The organism is Kribbella sp. NPDC050124 (assembly GCF_044460355.1).
Classification (GTDB): domain Bacteria; phylum Actinomycetota; class Actinomycetes; order Propionibacteriales; family Kribbellaceae; genus Kribbella.
The window spans coordinates 81,682-99,065 of the sequence record NZ_JBITJU010000015.1 but is presented as its reverse complement, the minus strand read 5'-3'; the positions used below and the strand labels follow the sequence as shown (position 1 = coordinate 99,065).

The 17,384-nt window shown below is 68.2% G+C and carries 16 protein-coding genes and 1 pseudogene; 10 read left to right on the top strand and 7 right to left on the bottom strand.

What is annotated here, in order from left to right; genetic code table 11:
- Positions 1–15: 15 nt before the first annotated feature.
- From ACIBL3_RS29570 to ACIBL3_RS29555, 4 genes are read left to right on the top strand one after another with little or no spacing between them, the layout of a single operon-like run.
- Entirely contained in the window at positions 16–2,595 is a 2,580-nt protein-coding gene (locus ACIBL3_RS29570; RefSeq protein ID WP_396356940.1) for an AMP-binding protein, read from the top strand.
- 2 nt (positions 2,596–2,597) lie between these two features.
- Entirely contained in the window at positions 2,598–3,626 is a 1,029-nt protein-coding gene (locus ACIBL3_RS29565) for an iron ABC transporter substrate-binding protein (RefSeq protein ID WP_396356939.1), read from the top strand.
- Positions 3,610–5,214, top strand: a complete 1,605-nt coding sequence (locus tag ACIBL3_RS29560; protein ID WP_396356938.1) for an ABC transporter permease — start codon at positions 3,610–3,612, stop codon at positions 5,212–5,214. Before ACIBL3_RS29565 ends, ACIBL3_RS29560 begins: the two co-directional genes overlap by 17 nt.
- Entirely contained in the window at positions 5,211–6,248 is a 1,038-nt protein-coding gene (locus tag ACIBL3_RS29555; protein ID WP_396356936.1) for an ABC transporter ATP-binding protein, read from the top strand. Before ACIBL3_RS29560 ends, ACIBL3_RS29555 begins: the two co-directional genes overlap by 4 nt.
- Positions 6,249–6,255: 7 nt before the next feature.
- On the opposite strand, the gene ACIBL3_RS29550 is transcribed toward ACIBL3_RS29555, so the two are convergent.
- From ACIBL3_RS29550 to ACIBL3_RS29530, 5 genes are all read right to left on the bottom strand, one after another.
- Positions 6,256–6,870, bottom strand: coding sequence for a DUF1684 domain-containing protein (locus ACIBL3_RS29550; RefSeq protein ID WP_396356934.1), 615 nt, complete (start codon positions 6,868–6,870; stop codon positions 6,256–6,258).
- Positions 6,871–6,913: 43 nt separating this feature from the next.
- Positions 6,914–7,081, bottom strand: a complete 168-nt coding sequence (locus ACIBL3_RS29545; protein ID WP_396356932.1) for a hypothetical protein — start codon at positions 7,079–7,081, stop codon at positions 6,914–6,916.
- Positions 7,082–7,128: 47 nt separating this feature from the next.
- Positions 7,129–7,641 (bottom strand): hypothetical protein, encoded by a 513-nt coding sequence (locus ACIBL3_RS29540; protein ID WP_396356931.1) that lies wholly within the window; start codon positions 7,639–7,641, stop codon positions 7,129–7,131.
- Positions 7,642–8,123: 482 nt separating this feature from the next.
- Entirely contained in the window at positions 8,124–8,402 is a 279-nt protein-coding gene (locus ACIBL3_RS29535) for a hypothetical protein (protein WP_396356930.1), read from the bottom strand.
- Positions 8,403–8,577: 175 nt separating this feature from the next.
- Positions 8,578–8,880, bottom strand: coding sequence for a metal-sensitive transcriptional regulator (locus tag ACIBL3_RS29530; protein ID WP_396356929.1), 303 nt, complete (start codon positions 8,878–8,880; stop codon positions 8,578–8,580).
- Between the two features lie 162 nt (positions 8,881–9,042).
- On the opposite strand from ACIBL3_RS29530, the gene ACIBL3_RS29525 reads away from it, so the two are divergent.
- The 4 genes from ACIBL3_RS29525 (at position 9,043) to ACIBL3_RS29510 (ending at position 14,139) form a co-directional block, all read left to right on the top strand.
- The gene (locus ACIBL3_RS29525) at positions 9,043–10,494 is read left to right on the top strand and encodes an MFS transporter (RefSeq protein WP_396356928.1); all 1,452 of its coding nucleotides are present in this window, start codon (positions 9,043–9,045) and stop codon (positions 10,492–10,494) included.
- A gap of 146 nt (positions 10,495–10,640) precedes the next feature.
- Entirely contained in the window at positions 10,641–11,066 is a 426-nt protein-coding gene (locus ACIBL3_RS29520; RefSeq protein WP_396356927.1) for a DUF6153 family protein, read from the top strand.
- Positions 11,067–11,214: 148 nt separating this feature from the next.
- On the top strand, positions 11,215–11,796 hold the full coding sequence (locus tag ACIBL3_RS29515; protein WP_396356925.1) for a DUF305 domain-containing protein: 582 nt from the start codon (positions 11,215–11,217) through the stop codon (positions 11,794–11,796).
- 192 nt (positions 11,797–11,988) lie between these two features.
- The gene (locus ACIBL3_RS29510) at positions 11,989–14,139 is read left to right on the top strand and encodes a heavy metal translocating P-type ATPase (protein WP_396356924.1); all 2,151 of its coding nucleotides are present in this window, start codon (positions 11,989–11,991) and stop codon (positions 14,137–14,139) included.
- 241 nt (positions 14,140–14,380) lie between these two features.
- On the opposite strand, the gene ACIBL3_RS29505 is transcribed toward ACIBL3_RS29510, so the two are convergent.
- Together ACIBL3_RS29505 and ACIBL3_RS29500 are read right to left on the bottom strand one after the other, a co-directional pair.
- Positions 14,381–14,977, bottom strand: coding sequence for a TetR/AcrR family transcriptional regulator (locus tag ACIBL3_RS29505; protein WP_396356922.1), 597 nt, complete (start codon positions 14,975–14,977; stop codon positions 14,381–14,383).
- A 36-nt stretch (positions 14,978–15,013) separates the two neighbouring features.
- Positions 15,014–16,465, bottom strand: a complete 1,452-nt coding sequence (locus tag ACIBL3_RS29500; protein ID WP_396356921.1) for an MFS transporter — start codon at positions 16,463–16,465, stop codon at positions 15,014–15,016.
- 94 nt (positions 16,466–16,559) lie between these two features.
- Here ACIBL3_RS29500 and ACIBL3_RS29495 point away from each other — a divergent pair.
- Positions 16,560–16,655, top strand: a pseudogene (locus ACIBL3_RS29495) (NAD(P)-binding protein); the annotation flags it as partial.
- 14 nt (positions 16,656–16,669) lie between these two features.
- Positions 16,670–17,353: an FAD-dependent monooxygenase gene (locus ACIBL3_RS29490; RefSeq protein WP_396356920.1), complete on the top strand. Its 684-nt coding sequence runs from the start codon at positions 16,670–16,672 to the stop codon at positions 17,351–17,353.
- Positions 17,354–17,384 lie beyond the last annotated feature (31 nt).

The following is a 17,384-nucleotide window of genomic DNA, read 5'->3' as shown; positions in this document are numbered from 1 at the left end:
GGTTAGCCTCACCTTGTGTCCCCCTCGCAAGCCCGGCTGGCGGCCGGAGCCGTTCTGGTGTCCGACACCGCAGAGACGGGCCGCCCAGCCATCGTCGATGCGACCGGACCGTTGAGCTATCGCGCGCTGACCGAGCGTGTCGATGCGCTTGCTGCCAGCCTTCCCGCCGTTCACACTGGGCGTCGGCTCGTGCACGTTCCGCTCGCTGCAGAACGCGATCTGGTGCTCGGCTACCTCGCCGTCCTCAAGGCTGGCCACGTCGCGCTGGTCACTCCGGCCGAGCATGCCTCGATCACCGCCACCTATCCGCCGGACGTCTGGCTTCGCGACGACGGGACTTTCGCCGGCGCATCCGGCGGGCCGCTGGACCACGACGTCAGCCCTCAGCACGAACTCAACCCGGACCTCGCTCTGCTGCTGAGTACGTCGGGGAGCACCGGCTCACCCAAGCTCGTGCGGCTCAGCCACGCCAACCTCCTCAGCAACGCGGATGCGATCGTCGCAGCGCTGTCGATCAGCACCGACGACCGGGCGGTCACGTCGCTCCCGCTGCACTACTGCTTCGGTCTCTCGGTCCTGCACGCCCAGCTCAGAGCCGGCGCGACCGCGGTCCTGTGGCATGGACCGGTAACCGACTCCGCCTTCGCCGATGAGCTGCGCAGGAACCGGGTCACCTTGTTGCCTGCTACACCACATGTTGTCGACTTGCTCGACGTACAAGGAGTCCTGGACGACCTGCCGTCACTACGGCTGCTCGCCCAGGCCGGTGGCGCCCTGCCGCCCGCTCGGGTACAAGAGCTGGACGCGCGCGGCCGCGTCGGCGGCTGGGGCCTGGCCGTCATGTACGGACAGACCGAGGCAACCGCCCGGATGGCGGTGCTGCCGCCGGAACTGGCCGGTCAGTACCCCGACGCCGTCGGATGGCCCATCGCCGGCTCGACGTTCCGGTTGGACCAGACCGATATCGAGCAGCCCATCGAGGGGGACGGCCCGGTCGGGGAACTCGTGTTCACCGGTCCCGGGGTCATGCTCGGGTACGCCGACCACCCCGACGACCTCGCACTCGGCCGGATGCACACCGAGCTGCGTACCGGCGACCTGGCCCGGATCGACGGTGACGGTCTGGTCCGGATCGTCGGGCGGCGATCCGACTACGTGAAGATCATGGGCATCCGGATCGACCTCGGCCGCGTCGAGCGCGCGCTGCGTGCCGACGGCATCCCGTGTTGCGTCACCGGTACCGACGAACAGCTGCAGATCACTTACCGGGCCTGCGGACAGGAGCCGGAAGCGATCCAGCACCGGGCCGCGTCGGCCTCCGGCCTCGGCATGTCCGTGGTCTCGGTCCACGAGGTCGCCGACCTCCCGCTGCTGCCGAACGGCAAACCGGACCGCCGCGCCTGTGCCGCACTGCACACCGCCCGCGAGGACATACCTGCCACCGCGGGAGACTCGTTCGCCGCGGTCGCGAACGTCCTCGCTCCACTGATCGGCCGTCGCGAGATCGATCCGGACCGATCGTTCGCGGAGCTCGGTGGCGACTCGTTCAACCATGTCGCGGCGTCTCTCGGGCTGACCCGGCTTCTTGGCCGGCTGCCGACCGACTGGCACCACCGGCCGGTCCGCGACCTGGTCGAGCTCGCCGCTCGACGACCGGTCAGGCATGCGCTCACCCAGCAAGTCGAGACGACCGTGCTGCTGCGCGGTGCGGCCGTCATCACCATCTGTGGCAGTCATGTCGGACTGTTCCGGCTCGCCGGCGGCGCGCACATCCTGCTCGCTGTCGCCGGCTTCCTCTTCGCCCGGTACGTCCTCACTGCACAGGAAACGGCCGACCGGGTACGACGAACCACGCGGGCTGCGATCGGCATCGCCGTACCCGCGGTCGTGGTGGCCGCGGTGATGGTCTTCGGATTCGGGTCCATCCACTGGTCGAACCTGGCGCTGGTGCACTGGCTGGTGCGACCGGGCGACATCAACATCTTCTGGTTCGTGGAAGCCCTGCTGCTGGTGTCGGTGATCACGACCGTGGTGCTGGCCGTTCCGCGCGTGCGGGCAGCGTACGCCGCCGACCCCTGGCGCACCGCGATGGTTGCACTCGCCGTCCTGCTGGTTCCCCGCTACCTCGTACTCGCGGTGTTCGACGGCCCGGTCCGGGGCCTGCCGGGCACAGTCGCCTGGTTCTTCGTCGCCGGCCTCGCGATGGCCGTAGCGGACAGCACGCCACGCCGGCTGATCACCGCTGCCGTCGCGGCGCTGGCGACGATCGGCTTCTTCCCGTCGTGGGACCGCAACCTGACCATCCAGGCCGGGCTCGTCCTGCTCGCCTTCCTGCCGACCGTGCCGGTCCCGCGCCTGCTCGTCCGGCCGCTCGGCGTCCTGGCCGCTGCCTCGTTGCAGATCTATCTCGTGCAGTTCCAGGTCTTCGCGTTCTTCGACACCCCCGACGCCCAGTTCGCCGCGGCGATCGTCGCCGGACTCGTGTTCTGCGCAGTCAGCACCTACGCGCTGCGCCGGCTGCCGTTGCCGAACCCGGCCGGCGGCACCTTGATCCGCCGTCATCGGACGGCGATGCACCCTGTGAGAGAGGACTGACCATGCGTCGACGCACGTTCCTGAGTGGCCTCGGAGCCCTTGGGGCGATGGGCCTGGTGGGGTGCGGGTCGAAGTCCAAGGCCGGAGAGTACGTCGCCGACCCCGGATCGCTGCAGGTGTACTCCTCGCAGCACGAGAACCTGACGAAGGCGTGGGTCGAGGCCTTCACCGCATCGACCGGTATCAAGGTGCAGATCCGCAAGGGCTCCGACTCCTCGATGGGTCACCAGATCGTGGCGGAGGGGTCCTCCTCCCCGGCCGACGTGTTCCTGACCGAGAACAGCCCGGCCATGACGCTGGTCGAGCGCGCCAAGCTGCTCGCCCCGGTCGAGGACGCGACCCGCGCGCAGGTGCCGGCCAACCTCGTTCCGTCCTCGAAGGCCTGGACCTCGATCGCCGCCCGGTCCACGGTGCTGGTCTACAACCCGTCCAAGCTGGCCCAAACGGACCTGCCGAAGTCGCTGATGGAACTCTCCGGACCGGAGTGGAAGGACCGCTGGGGCTGTGCTCCGGGCGGCGCGGACTTCCAGGCCATCGTCGCCGGAATGCTCGCCGGTCAAGGTGAGCAGAAGACGACCGAGTGGCTCGACGGCCTGAAGACCAATGCGCGCGCCTTGCAGAACAACATCGCTACGATGAAGTCGGTCAACGCAGGCGAGATCCCGTGTGGGGTGATCTACCACTACTACTGGTACCGCGACCAGGCCGGCACCAAGGAAGGCAGCGGCAACACCGCCCTGCACTACTTCCGCAACCAGGACCCAGGCGCCTTCGTGTCGCTGTCCGGTGGTGCAGTGCTGGCCGGCTCGAAGAAGCCCGCCGAGGCGCGCAAGTTCCTGGCCTACGTCACCAGCAAGGAAGGCCAGAAGGTGCTCGTCGACTCCCAGTCGATGGAGTACGCGGTCGGCACCGGAGTCGCTTCCGCGCCCGCCCTTCCGCCGCTGAACACCCTGCAGGCACCACCAGTCGACCCGTTCACGCTGAACTCCGACGACGTCAGCAGACTGATGACCGATGCCGGCATCCTCTGACCTTCACACCGACACGGTCGCGCAGTACGACGTGACGTCGCTCGGCGCGCCCGTCGTCCGGGCGACACGGCACGCTCGGCCCCCGTGGCTCGTGCTCGTGGCCGCCGTACTGGTTGCCGTCTTGCTGTTGGCGCCGGTGCTGGTGGTGTTCGGTCAGGCCGCGTCTGCCGGTGCCGCGGAGGCCTCGAGGCTCCTCTTCCGGCCGAGGACGGCCGAACTGCTCCGGAACACTCTGCTGCTGCTCGCCCTCACGGTTCCCATCACGGTGGTCCTCGGCTGTGGCGCGGCCTGGCTGGTGGAGCGAACAACGCTGCCCGCCGCCGGTGCCTGGCGCACGTTGCTGCTGATGCCACTGGCTATCCCGGCATTCGTCAGCAGCTACGCGTGGACCTCGGTCCTGCCATCGGTCCAAGGACTCGGCGGCGCCGTGTTCGTCACCGCCCTCGCCTACTACCCGTTCGTGTTCCTCCCAGCGGCCGCGCTGCTCCGCGCGCTCGACCAAGGACACCTCGACGCCGCTCGCTCACTCGGGGTCTCCGGGCTGGGCGCGGTGTTCCGAGTGGTGGTTCCGCAACTGCGACCGGCAGTCGCCGGCGGTGCGCTACTGGTCGCGTTGCACTTGCTCGCCGAGTTCGGCGTGTTGCAGATGATGCGGTACCCGACGTTCACGACATCGATCCTCCAACAGTTCGCGGTCGGGTTCAGCAACGCCGCCGGCAGCCTCCTGGCCGCAGTACTCATCGTGCTGTGTCTTGGCCTGCTTGTCGTCGAGATCCCGCTTCGCGGCCGGAAGCGGATCGCCCGCCTCGGCCCTGGCGCGCGGCAGCGGCCTGTTGTGCACCGGCTCGGTGCCTGGACCGTTCCGGCTCTCGGCGCCACCGCGGTACTGGTCGGGCTGGCGGTGGTCGTGCCCGCCGTGATCGTGCTGCGCTGGCTGGAGCGGGCGATCGTGGACAGCGCGGTGGATGCCGGATCGTTGCTCGCGGCAACCGGTTCGAGCATCGGTCTCGCCTTGCTCGCCGGGCTGGCGACAACCGTCGCCGCGTTGCCAGGGGCCTGGCTGCTGCACCGGTACCCGTCCCGACTGGCTGTGGCGCTCGAACGCGTGACCTATGTGGCGAGCGCTCTCCCCGGCGTGGTGATCGGGCTCGCGCTGGTGACCCTCGCGGTGCAGTGGGCCCGGCCCGTCTACCAGACAGCTGCGCTTGCCGTCGCGGCGTACACCATCCTGTTCCTGCCCCGGGCGATGGTCGCCTGGCGCTCCGGACTGGCCGCTGCGCCGACCGAGCTGATCGAGGCGTCGCGTTCGCTCGGCGTCTCGGGCCCAGGTACCTTTGCCCGCGTGGTCCTCCCGCTCGTACTCCCCTCCGCGCTGACTGGGTTCGTGCTCGTCTTCCTCGCGACGGTGACCGAACTGACCGCCACCCTGCTACTCGCCCCGACCGGGACCGAGACCCTGGCGACCGCGTTCTGGTCGGCGAGCGACGAGCTGGACTACGTGGCGAGTGCGCCGTACGCCGCGGCGATGATCGCCCTCTCCGCCCCGCTCACCGTGCTGCTGCGCCGGCAGATCCTGGACCGCCGATGACCAGCGCCGGCATCACCATCAGCGACCTGACCGTCGGGTACGGCGGCCCACCGGTACTCGACCAGGTCAGTCTCCAGGTCCGCCCGGGCGGCACCACCGCCGTACTCGGGCCGTCCGGTAGCGGCAAGACCACCCTGTTGCGTGCGCTGGCCGGCTTCGTCCGCCCGGCGCAAGGCCGGATCGAGATCGGCGGCAAAGTCCTGACCGACGGTCAGATGCTGGTCGCACCGGAACGTCGCGGGATCGGCTACGTCCGCCAGGACGGCGCGCTCTTCCCGCATCTCGATGTCACCGGCAACATCCTGTTCGGGCTCCCCCGCCCCGATCGCCGCCGTGCCACCCAGGTCGGCTCGCTGCTCGAACTCGTCGGACTGTCTCCGGACCTTGCGCGGCGCCTGCCCGACGAACTGTCCGGCGGCCAGCAGCAACGGGTCGCGCTTGCCCGGGCGCTGGCCCGCGAACCCGCCGTCGTACTCCTCGACGAGCCCTTCTCGTCCTTGGACACCGCCCTGCGCGCCGCAACCCGGGAAGCAACCCTCACGGCCCTGGCCGAGCGGGGCGCCACCACCATCCTCGTCACCCATGACCAGGCTGAGGCCCTGTCCTTCGCCGATCAGGTGGCGGTGATGCTCGACGGCCGATTCGCCCAGATCGGCAGCCCCGCCGAGGTGTACGACGCTCCGGCGACACCCGAGGTAGGCGCGTTCCTCGGCGACACGATGCTGTTGCCCGGCCTTGCCGACGGGCGCGTCGTCGACTGCGTCCTCGGCAAGATCGAACTCGCCCAACCGGCGACCGGGGAGGTGCTGGCGATGATCCGGCCAGAGCAGCTCGAGCTCGTCGCTCCGTCAGGTCTGGCCGCGCGCGTGGTCTCGGTCGCCTACCACGGTCCGGACGCCATGGTTCGCCTCGACCTCACCGACACCACGACTCGCCTCGTTGCCCGCGTCGCCGGTCACAGTGCACCTCAACCAGGCGAGCTGGTCGGCGTCGCCGTACCGGGGCAAGTCCGCACGTTCCCGAAGACCGGCTGAGCCACTCTCAGGTCAGTTCGCCGACCGGGAGTGGCGTTGGCAGCGTGTTGCTCGCAGGTGCCAGTGGGCAGGTCCACAGCGGGCTGTAGGCGCACGACGGGTTGTAGGCGAAGTTGAGGTCGACGACGAGCGACCCCTCGCGGAAATCGCCGCCCAGGTCCGCACCCTTGACCGTGTCCAGCAGATAGCGGCCGCCACCATAGGTGCGGGAGCCGGCGAGAGCGTCCTTGACGGGCACGAAAACGCCACCGCCGTACGACTCGAGCCACCACACGTCCAGGTCCCCGACCTGCGGCAGATGGAGCACGCCGACGCGGGTGAAGGGAATCACGCCATCGGTTGCCGAAGGCACCTCCCATCGCACCGCTTCCACGTCCGTGTCGACCGCGACCTCGAATCGCAGCTGCGGCCGGTAGTCGCCGATCTCGAGGCGCGACGCCTCGCGTTCCTCGACGGGCACCGGCGATGCGGGATGCGTCGCGAGCAGCTCAGCTCTCCCGGCGCGCCAGATCGCATGCGCCTCGACCGGGTCAGTCGCCTCGCGCACGTCGCCGTACAACGCGAACACCCGCCGCCGCCAGTCCGCAGTCTCCAACGCCGATCCCCCGACCTGCTGATTCACACCGGCCCCTTCCTCTCCGTCCATCCCGACAGTACGACGTCACTCAACCGGGACTGTCGCGGTACATCGTGTACTCCGCCGCACCGGGTGGCGTCTTGAGAATCCAGGGATCTTCCGGCGGATCCCAGGCAGTGATCTCGCCCCAGTCGATCTCGTCGCCGGCCTGTGTCCGTTCGTAGATTCGCCCGCCCAGTCGTCGCTCCAACACCACCGCGGCCGGGTCCTGTAACCCACCTCGTTACCGCATCGGTCACGCGCTTACGTACTGGCGGGCGGGTTGTCGGTCGGGCGATCGGTGAGGAAGCGGCTCGGGTCTCCGCCGGCGCTCGCGGCTGAGCTCAGCCACGCTTGGAGCCCATCGGGATCGCGGCGTTCGAGTTCCTGCAGGCACAGGTGCCTCGCCATCACGATTCGAACCCGAGCGGAGGCTGTCGGTGCCTGGTTCAGCGCAACGTAGCTCTCGCGCCATTCGCGACACAGCTGGCTCGTGCTCACTGCGGCGTACTCGTTGGATTGCCCTCGTACGTCGCCGATGCGCAGGATGCGGACGTACCAGGCAACAACAGGCGGAGCGCTGCCACCGAGAAGCAGAACCAGCAACAGAGCAGCCGCGTGCAGAACCATGGCGAAGGCAGCTACTGACACAACTGCCACGCCTCCTGCCAACCCCAGCATCACTGCTCGAACCCACGGGAGACCATTCTTCGGCCTCCCCTCGGCTTCGGACAGCCAGCCGACGATCAACATGAACCCAGTGGCGAACGCGAACATTCCGGCGAGCGCCCACACATCAGCGCTGAGGACGACAACGCCGAGAAGGACACCACTGGTCACGAACACACCGCAGGCGATCCACCAGCAGACCCGGTATGCCCTCACGATGCCGTCACCGCCGGCTCACACTCCATCGCGAGCGGCGGCGACACCTGCCGACTTGGCGCAGTTGGCGCAGCGGTAGGCAGCGTCGTACCGCGAAGATCATCGGCAGGATCGTCGACCGTCAAAGCGGGATGGTCCAAGCGAACCAAGGTGTGCGCTGAGGTGTTCACGGCTCCTCCTTCGATGTCGTGTCATCGAGGTGGCTCCGGCACAACTCGCTGACGACTCCGACCGCCGATCCAGTGCGAGCTACTCCAGCAGTCGGAGCACCGCACCGGTACCCATCCCCATCGGCGCTACGCCGCGCCACTCACACGCCCGCATGGATCAGCCGAACGAAGCAGCCACACGTCCAAGCGGCCACGCATCGCAGACTATTGTGCTCCGCGCCCTTCGATGCCGTCCTCGGTAGCCTGCGTCACCTGGTCGACGACGCCATCCACCGGCACATCGAAACCAGCAACAGCGTCGACCTGCTCACCAGCAGCGTCGGCATAACCCTGCGCGGTTTCACCAAGGCCAGCAGCAGACTCCGACACCTGGTCGGCGGCATCGCCGACCGGAAGGTCGATGCCGGTCGCGTCACTGACCTTCTCACTGGCGCCCTGTAGCAGTTCAGAGGCTTTGTTCTTCAACATGTCGAACAAGCTCATGCGAAATCCTTCGGCTCAATGGTTACCGGACGTTGCATTGGTAACCCCCAGTGTGACGGCTCCAAGCCACCACACAAGCCAACCCTGCCGGTTCACCACTGCGCAGGAGGAATCCCTTCCCGGTCGCCATCTGACAGATCGCCAGACGTAGGAGTAGGGAGCACCGCCGCGCCGCCTAGGAGCGGACGAGGCGGGCGATGGCGTCGGAGGCTTCTTTGAGTTTGCGGTCAGCTTCGGGGCCGCCGGCCGCGGCGGCGTCGAGGACGCAATGCGCGAGGTGGTCGTCGAGCAGGCCGAGCGCGACGGACTCCAGCGCCTTCGTCATGGCTGAGATCTGGGTGAGGATGTCGATGCAGTACTTCTCGTCCTCGACCATGCGCTGCAGGCCGCGGGCCTGACCCTCGATGCGCTTGAGGCGCCGCAGGTAGGCCTCTTTGTCGTCGATGTATCCGTGCTGTGCCTGTCCAGCCACGCTCACCACTCCTCCCGGTTGCCCGCACACTATCGGGCCGACATCGCACAAGATCTGGGGACCTCTTGCAATTTATAGGGTACCCCCCTAGGGTATGCTCTCGTTCCCCGGACCTCAAGAGGGTCCGGCTCGGGTTAGGTATATACCCCATACCGGTAAGGAGTACTAATGAGTGAGATGGAGTCGCCGGCGTCGTCACGGCGCTGGTGGGCGCTCGGCCTGATCGCCGCCGCGCAGTTCATGGTGATCATGGACACCTCGATCATCGGTGTCGCGTTGCCGAAGATGCAGGCCGAGCTCGGGTTCACCCCGCGCAACCTGTCGTGGGTGTTCAACGCGTACGTCGTGGCGTTCGGCGGCCTGTTGCTGCTGGGCGGCCGGTTGTCCGACCTGCTCGGCGCACGCCGGATCTTCGCGGCCGGCTGGACTGTGCTGCTGGCCGGGTCCCTGGTCGCCGGACTCGCGACCGGAGTCGGCGCGGAACTGGCCGGGCGCGCGATCCAGGGCATCGGCGCGGCGTTGATCGCACCGGCCGCACTGACCCTGCTGATGATGTTGTTCGGTGCGAATCCCCGGGAGCTGACCAAGGCCATCGCGTTGTACGGCGCAGCCGCGCCGGCCGGCGGTACGGCGGGAGTCTTCCTCGGCGGCGTGATCACCGAGTACCTGTCGTGGCCGTGGGTGTTCTTCCTGAACGTGCCGATCGCACTGGTCGCGTTGGTCGCCACACCGGTCCTGATGCCGCGTTCCACCGTACGTCGTGGCTCGGTCGACCTGCTTGGCGCTTTGACCGTGACGGCCGGTCTCGGTGTCGGCGTGTACGCGATCGTCCGCGCGCCCGAGACCGGTTGGTCGGCGGGATCGACGCTGCTGACCGGCGGCGCTGCCGTCGTGCTGCTGGGAGTGTTCGTCGCAGTGCAGGCGAAGCGGCGCCAGCCGCTGATGCGGCTCGGCATCTTCGCGGCGCCGAACCTGGCGGCCGCGAACGTGGCCCAGCTGCTGCTGGGCGCGGCCTGGGTGCCGATGTGGTTCTTCCTGAACCTCTACCTGCAGCAGGTCCTGGGGCTGAGCGCGTTCCCCAGCGGCTCGGCGTTGTTGCCGATGACCACGTTCATCATGCTCGGCATGATCGTCGTCGCACCGAAGCTGATCGCCACGGTCGGCCCGAAGAAGACCCTGGTCGGCGGCATGACGATCCTCACTGTGGGCCTGGCCGGCCTGTCACTGATCCGCGCCGACGGCTCGTTCTGGGCCGACGTACTGCCCGCCTCTCTGATCGCCGCCGCCGGAATGTCGCTGGCGTTCATCCCGAGCCTCGGCATCGCGCTGTCGTCGGCGCGTCCCGAGGAAGGTGGCCTGGCGTCCGGAATCGTCAACACCAGCTACCAGATCGGCTCCGCCCTCGGCCTGGCCGCGATGACCGCCGTCGCCGCCGCGAACGGCGCCGACCTCCTCGATGACGCCGCTGCGCTCACCGACGGATACTCGGCAGCGTTCATCGGCGCCGCAGTGATCGCCGCCGTCGGCGCGGTCCTGGCCGCAGTCACCCTGCGATTCCCCGGCACCAGGCCGCGGACCGACGCGGAGACCACTGCCGTCGACGCCTCGACGCGCCGATGAACTGTGCATCGCTTCCCAGGGCGGCCAACGGCCGCCCTGGGAAGCGGGCGCGACTGGCGGTCCTCACTCCTCGCCACGCTGCACGTCACCGTGTCGAACGGGACCGTGACCACACATCCGCCTGACCATTCATTAAGGTGGGATCGATGAACGCCCAGGACACCAGCGCGCGGCCGGGCCCGATCAGGGCCCTGATCGCCGTGTTCCTGCTGGCTGGGGTGTTCACGATGCACGGCCTGACCGGAAACCACGATGCCTCCGTGGCAATGCCCCAAGCATCGCGTCCGGCCGTGGTCACTACCGACCACTCGAGTCACTCCGTGCCTGAAGCGGTATCCCGCGAGGACGTCACGGTGCGACCGGCTCAAGATGGGCACGGTCACGCCGCGGACGTATGTCTGGCGATGCTCACCGCCCTGGCCCTCGCGATTGTCGGCGCGCTTGCGTTGCGCTGCCTGCGCGCGATGCGGCCAGTGCTACGGCTCGCCACCCAACTCACGCCGGTCGTCATGGGGCCGTCGCCGCCCTGGCTGCAGCCGACCTTGTCGAAACTCTGCGTGCTACGGACCTAGGCCGAGCTCTGCCCACATTCAGGCGAATCGGCCGCCTCACCACGCGCCCTTTGCGCGCTCCGTAGACCTCAAACGACAAGGACACTGACACATGCGACACAACACCTGGAAGCGTGCTGCCTCCACAGCCGTCGTTCTGGTCGCAACCATGGCACTGGCCGCCTGCGGCGACGACTCTGGCAGCGGCTCCATGCCCGGCATGGAACACGGCAGCAAACCCACTACAGCCCCCACCAGCGCGACGACGGCGGCAGCTGAGTTCAACGACGCCGACGTCACCTTCGCGACCCAGATGATCCCGCACCACCAGCAGGCGGTGCAGATGGCGAGCATGGCCGGCTATCAGGCGACCACTCCCGAGGTGAAGCAACTCGCGCTGGCGATCAAGGCTGCGCAGGATCCCGAGATCAAGTTGATGTCGGGCTGGCTCACCAAGTGGGGCAAGCCGGTGCCGTCCCCCGAACACGGCGAGCATGGCGGCGACGAGATGCCCGGCATGATGACCGAGGACGAGATGTCCGAACTCGGCAAGCAGAAGGGCAGTATGTTCGATCGGATGTGGGTCCAGATGATGATCAAGCATCATCAGGGCGCGGTCGCCATGGCCAAGACCGAGCAGACCGCCGGCAAGGATCCCGCCGCGACCGCGCTGGCGAAGAAGATCGAGACCGATCAGAACCGTGAGATCGCGACCATGAAACGGCTGCTCGGGCAACTTCCCGTCAGCTGACCCACGCAATCCGGCAGCGGGCTCTGGGACAGGCCTCTGCGCCCGCTGCCGGCCACCTGGGGACCAGGACGTCATCGGACAAACTGTCCGACTCCATACGGAATACCCCTATGGGGTATTGTGTTCGAGTCGTGAGCCGGACGGGTCAGCCCGCGGCTGACCCGATTCACTGAACGTTGAGAGGACACACCCATGGTGAAGGCCAACCACCACGGCGACGGTCACCCTGCCGCGACCGGCGGGCCCGCGGTCCAGGCAGACTCCTCCGCCGCCCACCACGAGCACGCGACGAAAACCGACGCGGACCACACCGCGCACGGTGCCCACGCAGGCCACGGCCACGCCGGTCATGACAAGCACGCCGGGCACGATCCGGAGATGTTCCGGCAGAAGTTCTGGCTGAGCCTGTTGCTGACGCTGCCGATCGTGGCCACCAGTCACATGGTGATGGACTGGTTCGGCTACTCGCTCGACTTCCCCGGCATCGACTGGGTCGGTCCCGTGCTCGGCACCTTTGTCTTCTTCTACGGCGGCTGGCCCTTCCTGGTCGGCGGCGTCCGCGAGGCCCGCGACCGGGTACCCGGCATGATGTTGCTGATCTCGATGGCGATCACCGTCGCGTACGTCGCGTCGCTCGCCACCAGCCTCGGCGCGTTCGACCTCGACTTCTGGTGGGAGCTCGCCGCCCTGGTCACCATCATGCTGCTCGGTCACTGGCAAGAGATGAAGGCGATCGGCCAGGCCCAGGGAGCCCTCGCAGCTCTCGCGGCTCTGCTTCCGGACGATGCCGATCGCGTCACCGACGACGGCGTGGAGACGGTCTCGATCAGCGACCTTCGCCTCGGTGATGTCGTACTGGTTCGCCCGGGCGCCCGGGTGCCCGCGGACGGCGAGATCGTCGAAGGAGCTGCCGAGCTCGACGAATCCATGATCACCGGTGAGTCCCGCCCGGTCTCGCGAGGTGTCGGCGCCCGGGTCGTGGCCGGCACGGTGGCGACAGACTCCGCGATCCGTGTCCGGGTCGACGCCGTCGGCGAGGACACCGCTCTGGCCGGCATCCAGCGACTGGTGGCCGAAGCGCAGCAGTCGAGCGGTCGGGCGCAGGTCCTCGCGGACCGGTTCGCAGCGATGCTCTTCTACATCGCGACCGCCGCCGCGCTGGTCACGTTCGTCGTCTGGTGGGCACTCGGCAACCTTGACGAGGCCGTCGTACGAACCGTCACCGTCCTGGTGATCGCCTGCCCGCACGCGCTTGGCCTCGCGATCCCGTTGGTGATCGCGCTGTCGACTGCCGTCTCGGCGAAGGCAGGGATCCTGGTCAAGGACCGGCTGGCGCTCGAGCGGATGCGCACCGTGCAGGCTGTGCTGTTCGACAAGACCGGCACTCTGACCAAGGGCGAGCACGTCGTGACCGGTGTCGCCGGGGACGGCGCCGGTGAAGAGCAGGTACTGCGGATCGCCGGGGCCGTCGAGGCCGACAGCGAGCATCCGTTGGCGCGGGCGATCGTCACCGCCGCCGACGAGCGCGGCGGACGAGCGAAGGCCAGCGAGTTCAAGTCGCTCACCGGACGCGGCGTGCAGGCCGTTGTCGACGGCACCAACTACGCCGTTGGAGGACCGGCGCTGCTGCGTGAGCTGGACGCCATGGTGCCCAGCCACCTTCGCGACCGCGCCGAGGAGTGGTCCAAACGCGGAGCAGCCGTGCTCTACCTGCTCAAGGTGGACGGCAAGACCTCGGTGGCCACGGGTGCGGTCGCGCTAGAGGACGAGGTCCGGCCCGAGGCTCGCCAGGCCATCGAGCAACTGCGAGCCGTGGGTGTCGAAAAGATCGTCATGATCACCGGCGACGCAGAGCCTGTAGCCCGTGCGGTGGCGGCCGATCTCGGGTTCCGCGAGGGCGTCGACGAGGTGTTCGCCGAGGTACTGCCGGCCGACAAGGACAAGGCGGTCAGCCAGCTTCAGTCCCGCGGCTTGACCGTGGCGATGGTCGGCGACGGCGTGAACGACGCGCCCGCGCTCGCCCGTGCGGACGTGGGCATCGCGATCGGCGCCGGCACCGACGTCGCCATCGAGTCCGCCGGCGTCGTGCTCGCCTCCTCCGACCCGCGCGGCGTCACCGGCGTGATCCGGCTGTCCAAGGCGTCGTACCGCAAGATGATCCAGAACCTCGCCTGGGCCGCCGGCTACAACGTGATCGCGATCCCCCTCGCGGCAGGAGTCCTGGCCTGGGCCGGGATCACGCTCAGCCCGGCGATCGGCGCCGTACTGATGTCCGCCTCCACCATCGTGGTCGCCCTCAACGCCCAACTGCTGCGAGGCGTCCAGCTCACCCCAGAGCGCTAGCCGCTCCCCCACCGAGAAAGGAACCGATATGTGCACCGACTGTAGCTGCGGCACCGTCGCCATCGAGACCGCAGTGCGAAAGCACTGGACGACAGCAAAGTCCGCGCCGCAGTCGAGGACGCCGGCTACGCGGTGACCCCGGCCTGACCGCACCTGGACAAAACGACCCGCCGGGCTCGCCATGGAAAGGGGTGAGCCCGGCGGGCCTACGCCTTGCAGACCGTCTCGGGGCGCTTTCAGTTCAGCCCGGCGCATCGCGCTGCTCGGAGCGAAGCAGCGATCGCAAGGACGCGATGAGGGCCTCGGGAGCAGCGTCCGACGCCAATCGACCGGCCTCGACTTCATCGGCGGCAGCATGGAGTACGGCGTAGAACGTGGCAACCAGCCAGTCGAGCGACAGATCGCTGCGATAGACGCCGGTACGGCGGCCGCGGGTGATCAACTGTTCGACATGGCGAAATGCCGCGTCGTGATGACTGCGCAACGCCTCGGCGCCCAGGTGGCGCAACGCGGCAGCGCGGACCTTGCGAGAGCGGTCCAGCATCGGCCACGACCTCCGCACCAGCCGTACCAGCGCCTCGTCCACATCACCCGACTCGAGCTCCAAGGCCGACAGCGCCTCGTCGGTCTCGCTGATTGCCTTCAGCACGACGGCCTCGAGCAACGCCTCGCGCGTCGGGAAGTGCGAGTAGAGCGTCGCCCTGGTGACCTGGGCAGCACCCGCCACCTCCTTCATCGCCGGCACGATGCCGGCAGCGAGGAGGTCACGAGTGACGACGATGATCGTCTCCGCGTTCCGTTCGGCGTCCGCTCGACGGCGAACCTGCTCGGTGGCCATCCTCGAAGCCTACGGAAGTCGCCGATGAAGGCGGCCTCAGTGGTGACCGTGGCCGTGTCCGGCGACCGGCGCAGGTTTGCCCGCAGGCACCAACGCGAGAGCGACAGCGGCGCTGACACCGGCAGCGATCGCACTCGCCAGGTAGGCATCGGTGAACCCGGAGATGTCTGCGACCGGGGCCACAGACAAGCTCGCCGCGGCAATGGTCGACACAACGGCGACACCGATGCTCCCGCCGAGTTCGTGGAACGTGTTGACCACACCGGACGCGACCCCGGACTCCGCCGACGGCACGTTGGCCAAGGTGGTCGTCGTCGCCGTCACGAACACCGGCCCGACTCCCAGCGCGGCAAGAACGAAACCAGGCAACACGGCGGTGCCGACACCCTCACCGGGTGAGATCTGCGTCAGTAGACCCGCCCCGACCGCAACCAGCGCGAATCCGCCTGCTGCGACGAGTCGCCCGCCGACGCGGCCGATCAGATGCGCACCAAGCTGCGCTCCTACGGTGATCGCCACTGCGACCGGCAGGAACAACAGCCCGGTTCTCAACGCGCTGTAGTGCAGGACGTGCTGAAGGTACAACGAGGTCAGGAAGAACAGACCCAGCAACAGGCCGGTCGCGACCACCATCAGAACCGCTCCGGACACGACCGGACGGCGAGCAAGCGTCTGCGGCTTCATCAGCGGCATGGCGACTTTGCTCTCGACGACCACAAAGGCGCCGTACCCGATGAGCGCACCCGAGATGGCGGCTATAGTGCCGGTCGACGACCAGCCGGCGTCTCCGGCGTGGACCAAGCCATAGATCAGGGCAGCGGTTGCCGCAGTCACCAGCACCGCGCCCGGCGCGTCGAGGGTCCGTCGCGCGTCGCGCGGTTCGTCAGCACGTACGAGCCACGGAATCAACGCGAGCACGACGACTCCGATCGGCAGGTTGACGAAGAACACCCACTGCCAGCCTGGTCCGGCGGTCAGCAGACCACTCAAGAGGACTCCGATCGCCGCTCCTGCACCACCGATCGCCGCCCAGACGCCCAGGGCCCGGGTGCGATCCCGGCCGTGGAACGTCGTCGTCAGGATCGACAACGCCGCCGGTGACATCAAGGCGGCCCCGACTCCCTGTCCCGCTCGGCCGGCGATCAACACGACTGCATCCCCGGCCATCCCGGCCGCGAGCGACGCCGCCGTGAACACCACGAGCCCCGTCAGCAGCGTGCGCCTCGCCCCGAGCAGGTCGGCCAGCCGCCCGCCGAGGATCATCAGCCCGCCGAAGACGAGCGTGTAGGTGGTCACAACCCACGTCAGCGCCGCACGCTGCAGGCCGAGATCCTCCCCGATGCTCGGCAACGCCACCTGAACCACCGTGATGTCCACGATCAGCATGAACTGCGCGAACGCCAACAGCACCAACGCCCACCACCTGCGTGAGCCGCCCTCCCCCACTGCCACTTCGACCGGTCGATGCCGGTGCACCGAGCTACTCATCCCGCCTCCTAATCTAGACACTCATGTATAGTTTAATACCGTACCTGGGTATCGGGCAAGAGATTTCCGCTGGGAGCACCCGAGGAGTGACACCGTGGCTGACAGAAGCGCTGTGATCGTCGGTGCCGGCATTGGTGGATTGGCGGCGGCCATTGCCTTACACCGACGGGGTTGGGAGATCACTGTCCTCGAGCGGACTCGGGGGTGGGGGCCGACGGAATCTGGAGCACGGTCCGCGCACAGCTCTGGCCCGAGGCCGCGTCTCCGCTCTATGCGGGCTACACCACCTGGCGCTTCATCACCCCACCGCTGCACCTGGAAGCGGAGACGAGTGAGAGCTGGGGACGTGGGGAGCGACTCGGGATCATTCCGCTCAGCGACGGCACCATCTACTCCTACTCGAGTGCGAGCACACCAGCAGGACTCTCGTACGCCGACAACCTCACCGAGCTCCGGCGTCGGTTCGGCAACTGGCACGATCCCGTCCCAGCCCTGCTCGACAGCATTACCGACGATCAGGTTCTGCATCATGACATCTACCGGCTGCCGGCGCTGCGACGCTTCGCCACCGAAAGAGCGGTGCTGGTCGGCGACGCCGCGCACGCAATGACCCCGGACTTCGGTCAGGGTGGCGGCACCGCACTGGAGGACGCCGTCGTGCTGGCCGAAGCTCTGGACGACGGCGCGGACGTGCCGTCGAGCCTCCAGCTCTACGACCACCGACGACGCAAGCGCACACAGACCATCGCCCGCCAGTCGGCCGCGTTCGGCAGGGTCGCACAAGCGTCCGGCCGGATGACCACCGCAATGCGCGACACGTTCGTCTCGCGCACTCCCCCGAGCGTTCTGCTGCGTTCACTGCGCCCGATGCTGACCTGGCACACCTGATCATCGACATGCCTGGGGTGACAGGCGTCTA

Bases quoted from the DNA above. Each gene is read 5' to 3' on its own strand.
- ACIBL3_RS29525 (WP_396356928.1), top strand. From the start codon at position 9,043: ATGAGTGAGATGGAGTCGCCGGCGTCGTCACGGCGCTGGTGGGCGCTC.
- ACIBL3_RS29540 (WP_396356931.1), bottom strand. From the start codon at position 7,641: ATGTTCGCGTTCGCCACTGGGTTCATGTTGATCGTCGGCTGGCTGTCC.
- ACIBL3_RS29500 (WP_396356921.1), bottom strand. From the start codon at position 16,465: ATGAGTAGCTCGGTGCACCGGCATCGACCGGTCGAAGTGGCAGTGGGG.
- ACIBL3_RS29515 (WP_396356925.1), top strand. From the start codon at position 11,215: ATGGCACTGGCCGCCTGCGGCGACGACTCTGGCAGCGGCTCCATGCCC.
- ACIBL3_RS29510 (WP_396356924.1), top strand. From the start codon at position 11,989: ATGGTGAAGGCCAACCACCACGGCGACGGTCACCCTGCCGCGACCGGC.
- ACIBL3_RS29555 (WP_396356936.1), top strand. From the start codon at position 5,211: ATGACCAGCGCCGGCATCACCATCAGCGACCTGACCGTCGGGTACGGC.
- ACIBL3_RS29565 (WP_396356939.1), top strand. From the start codon at position 2,598: ATGCGTCGACGCACGTTCCTGAGTGGCCTCGGAGCCCTTGGGGCGATG.
- ACIBL3_RS29505 (WP_396356922.1), bottom strand. From the start codon at position 14,977: ATGGCCACCGAGCAGGTTCGCCGTCGAGCGGACGCCGAACGGAACGCG.
- ACIBL3_RS29560 (WP_396356938.1), top strand. From the start codon at position 3,610: ATGCCGGCATCCTCTGACCTTCACACCGACACGGTCGCGCAGTACGAC.
- ACIBL3_RS29535 (WP_396356930.1), bottom strand. From the start codon at position 8,402: ATGAGCTTGTTCGACATGTTGAAGAACAAAGCCTCTGAACTGCTACAG.
- ACIBL3_RS29520 (WP_396356927.1), top strand. From the start codon at position 10,641: ATGAACGCCCAGGACACCAGCGCGCGGCCGGGCCCGATCAGGGCCCTG.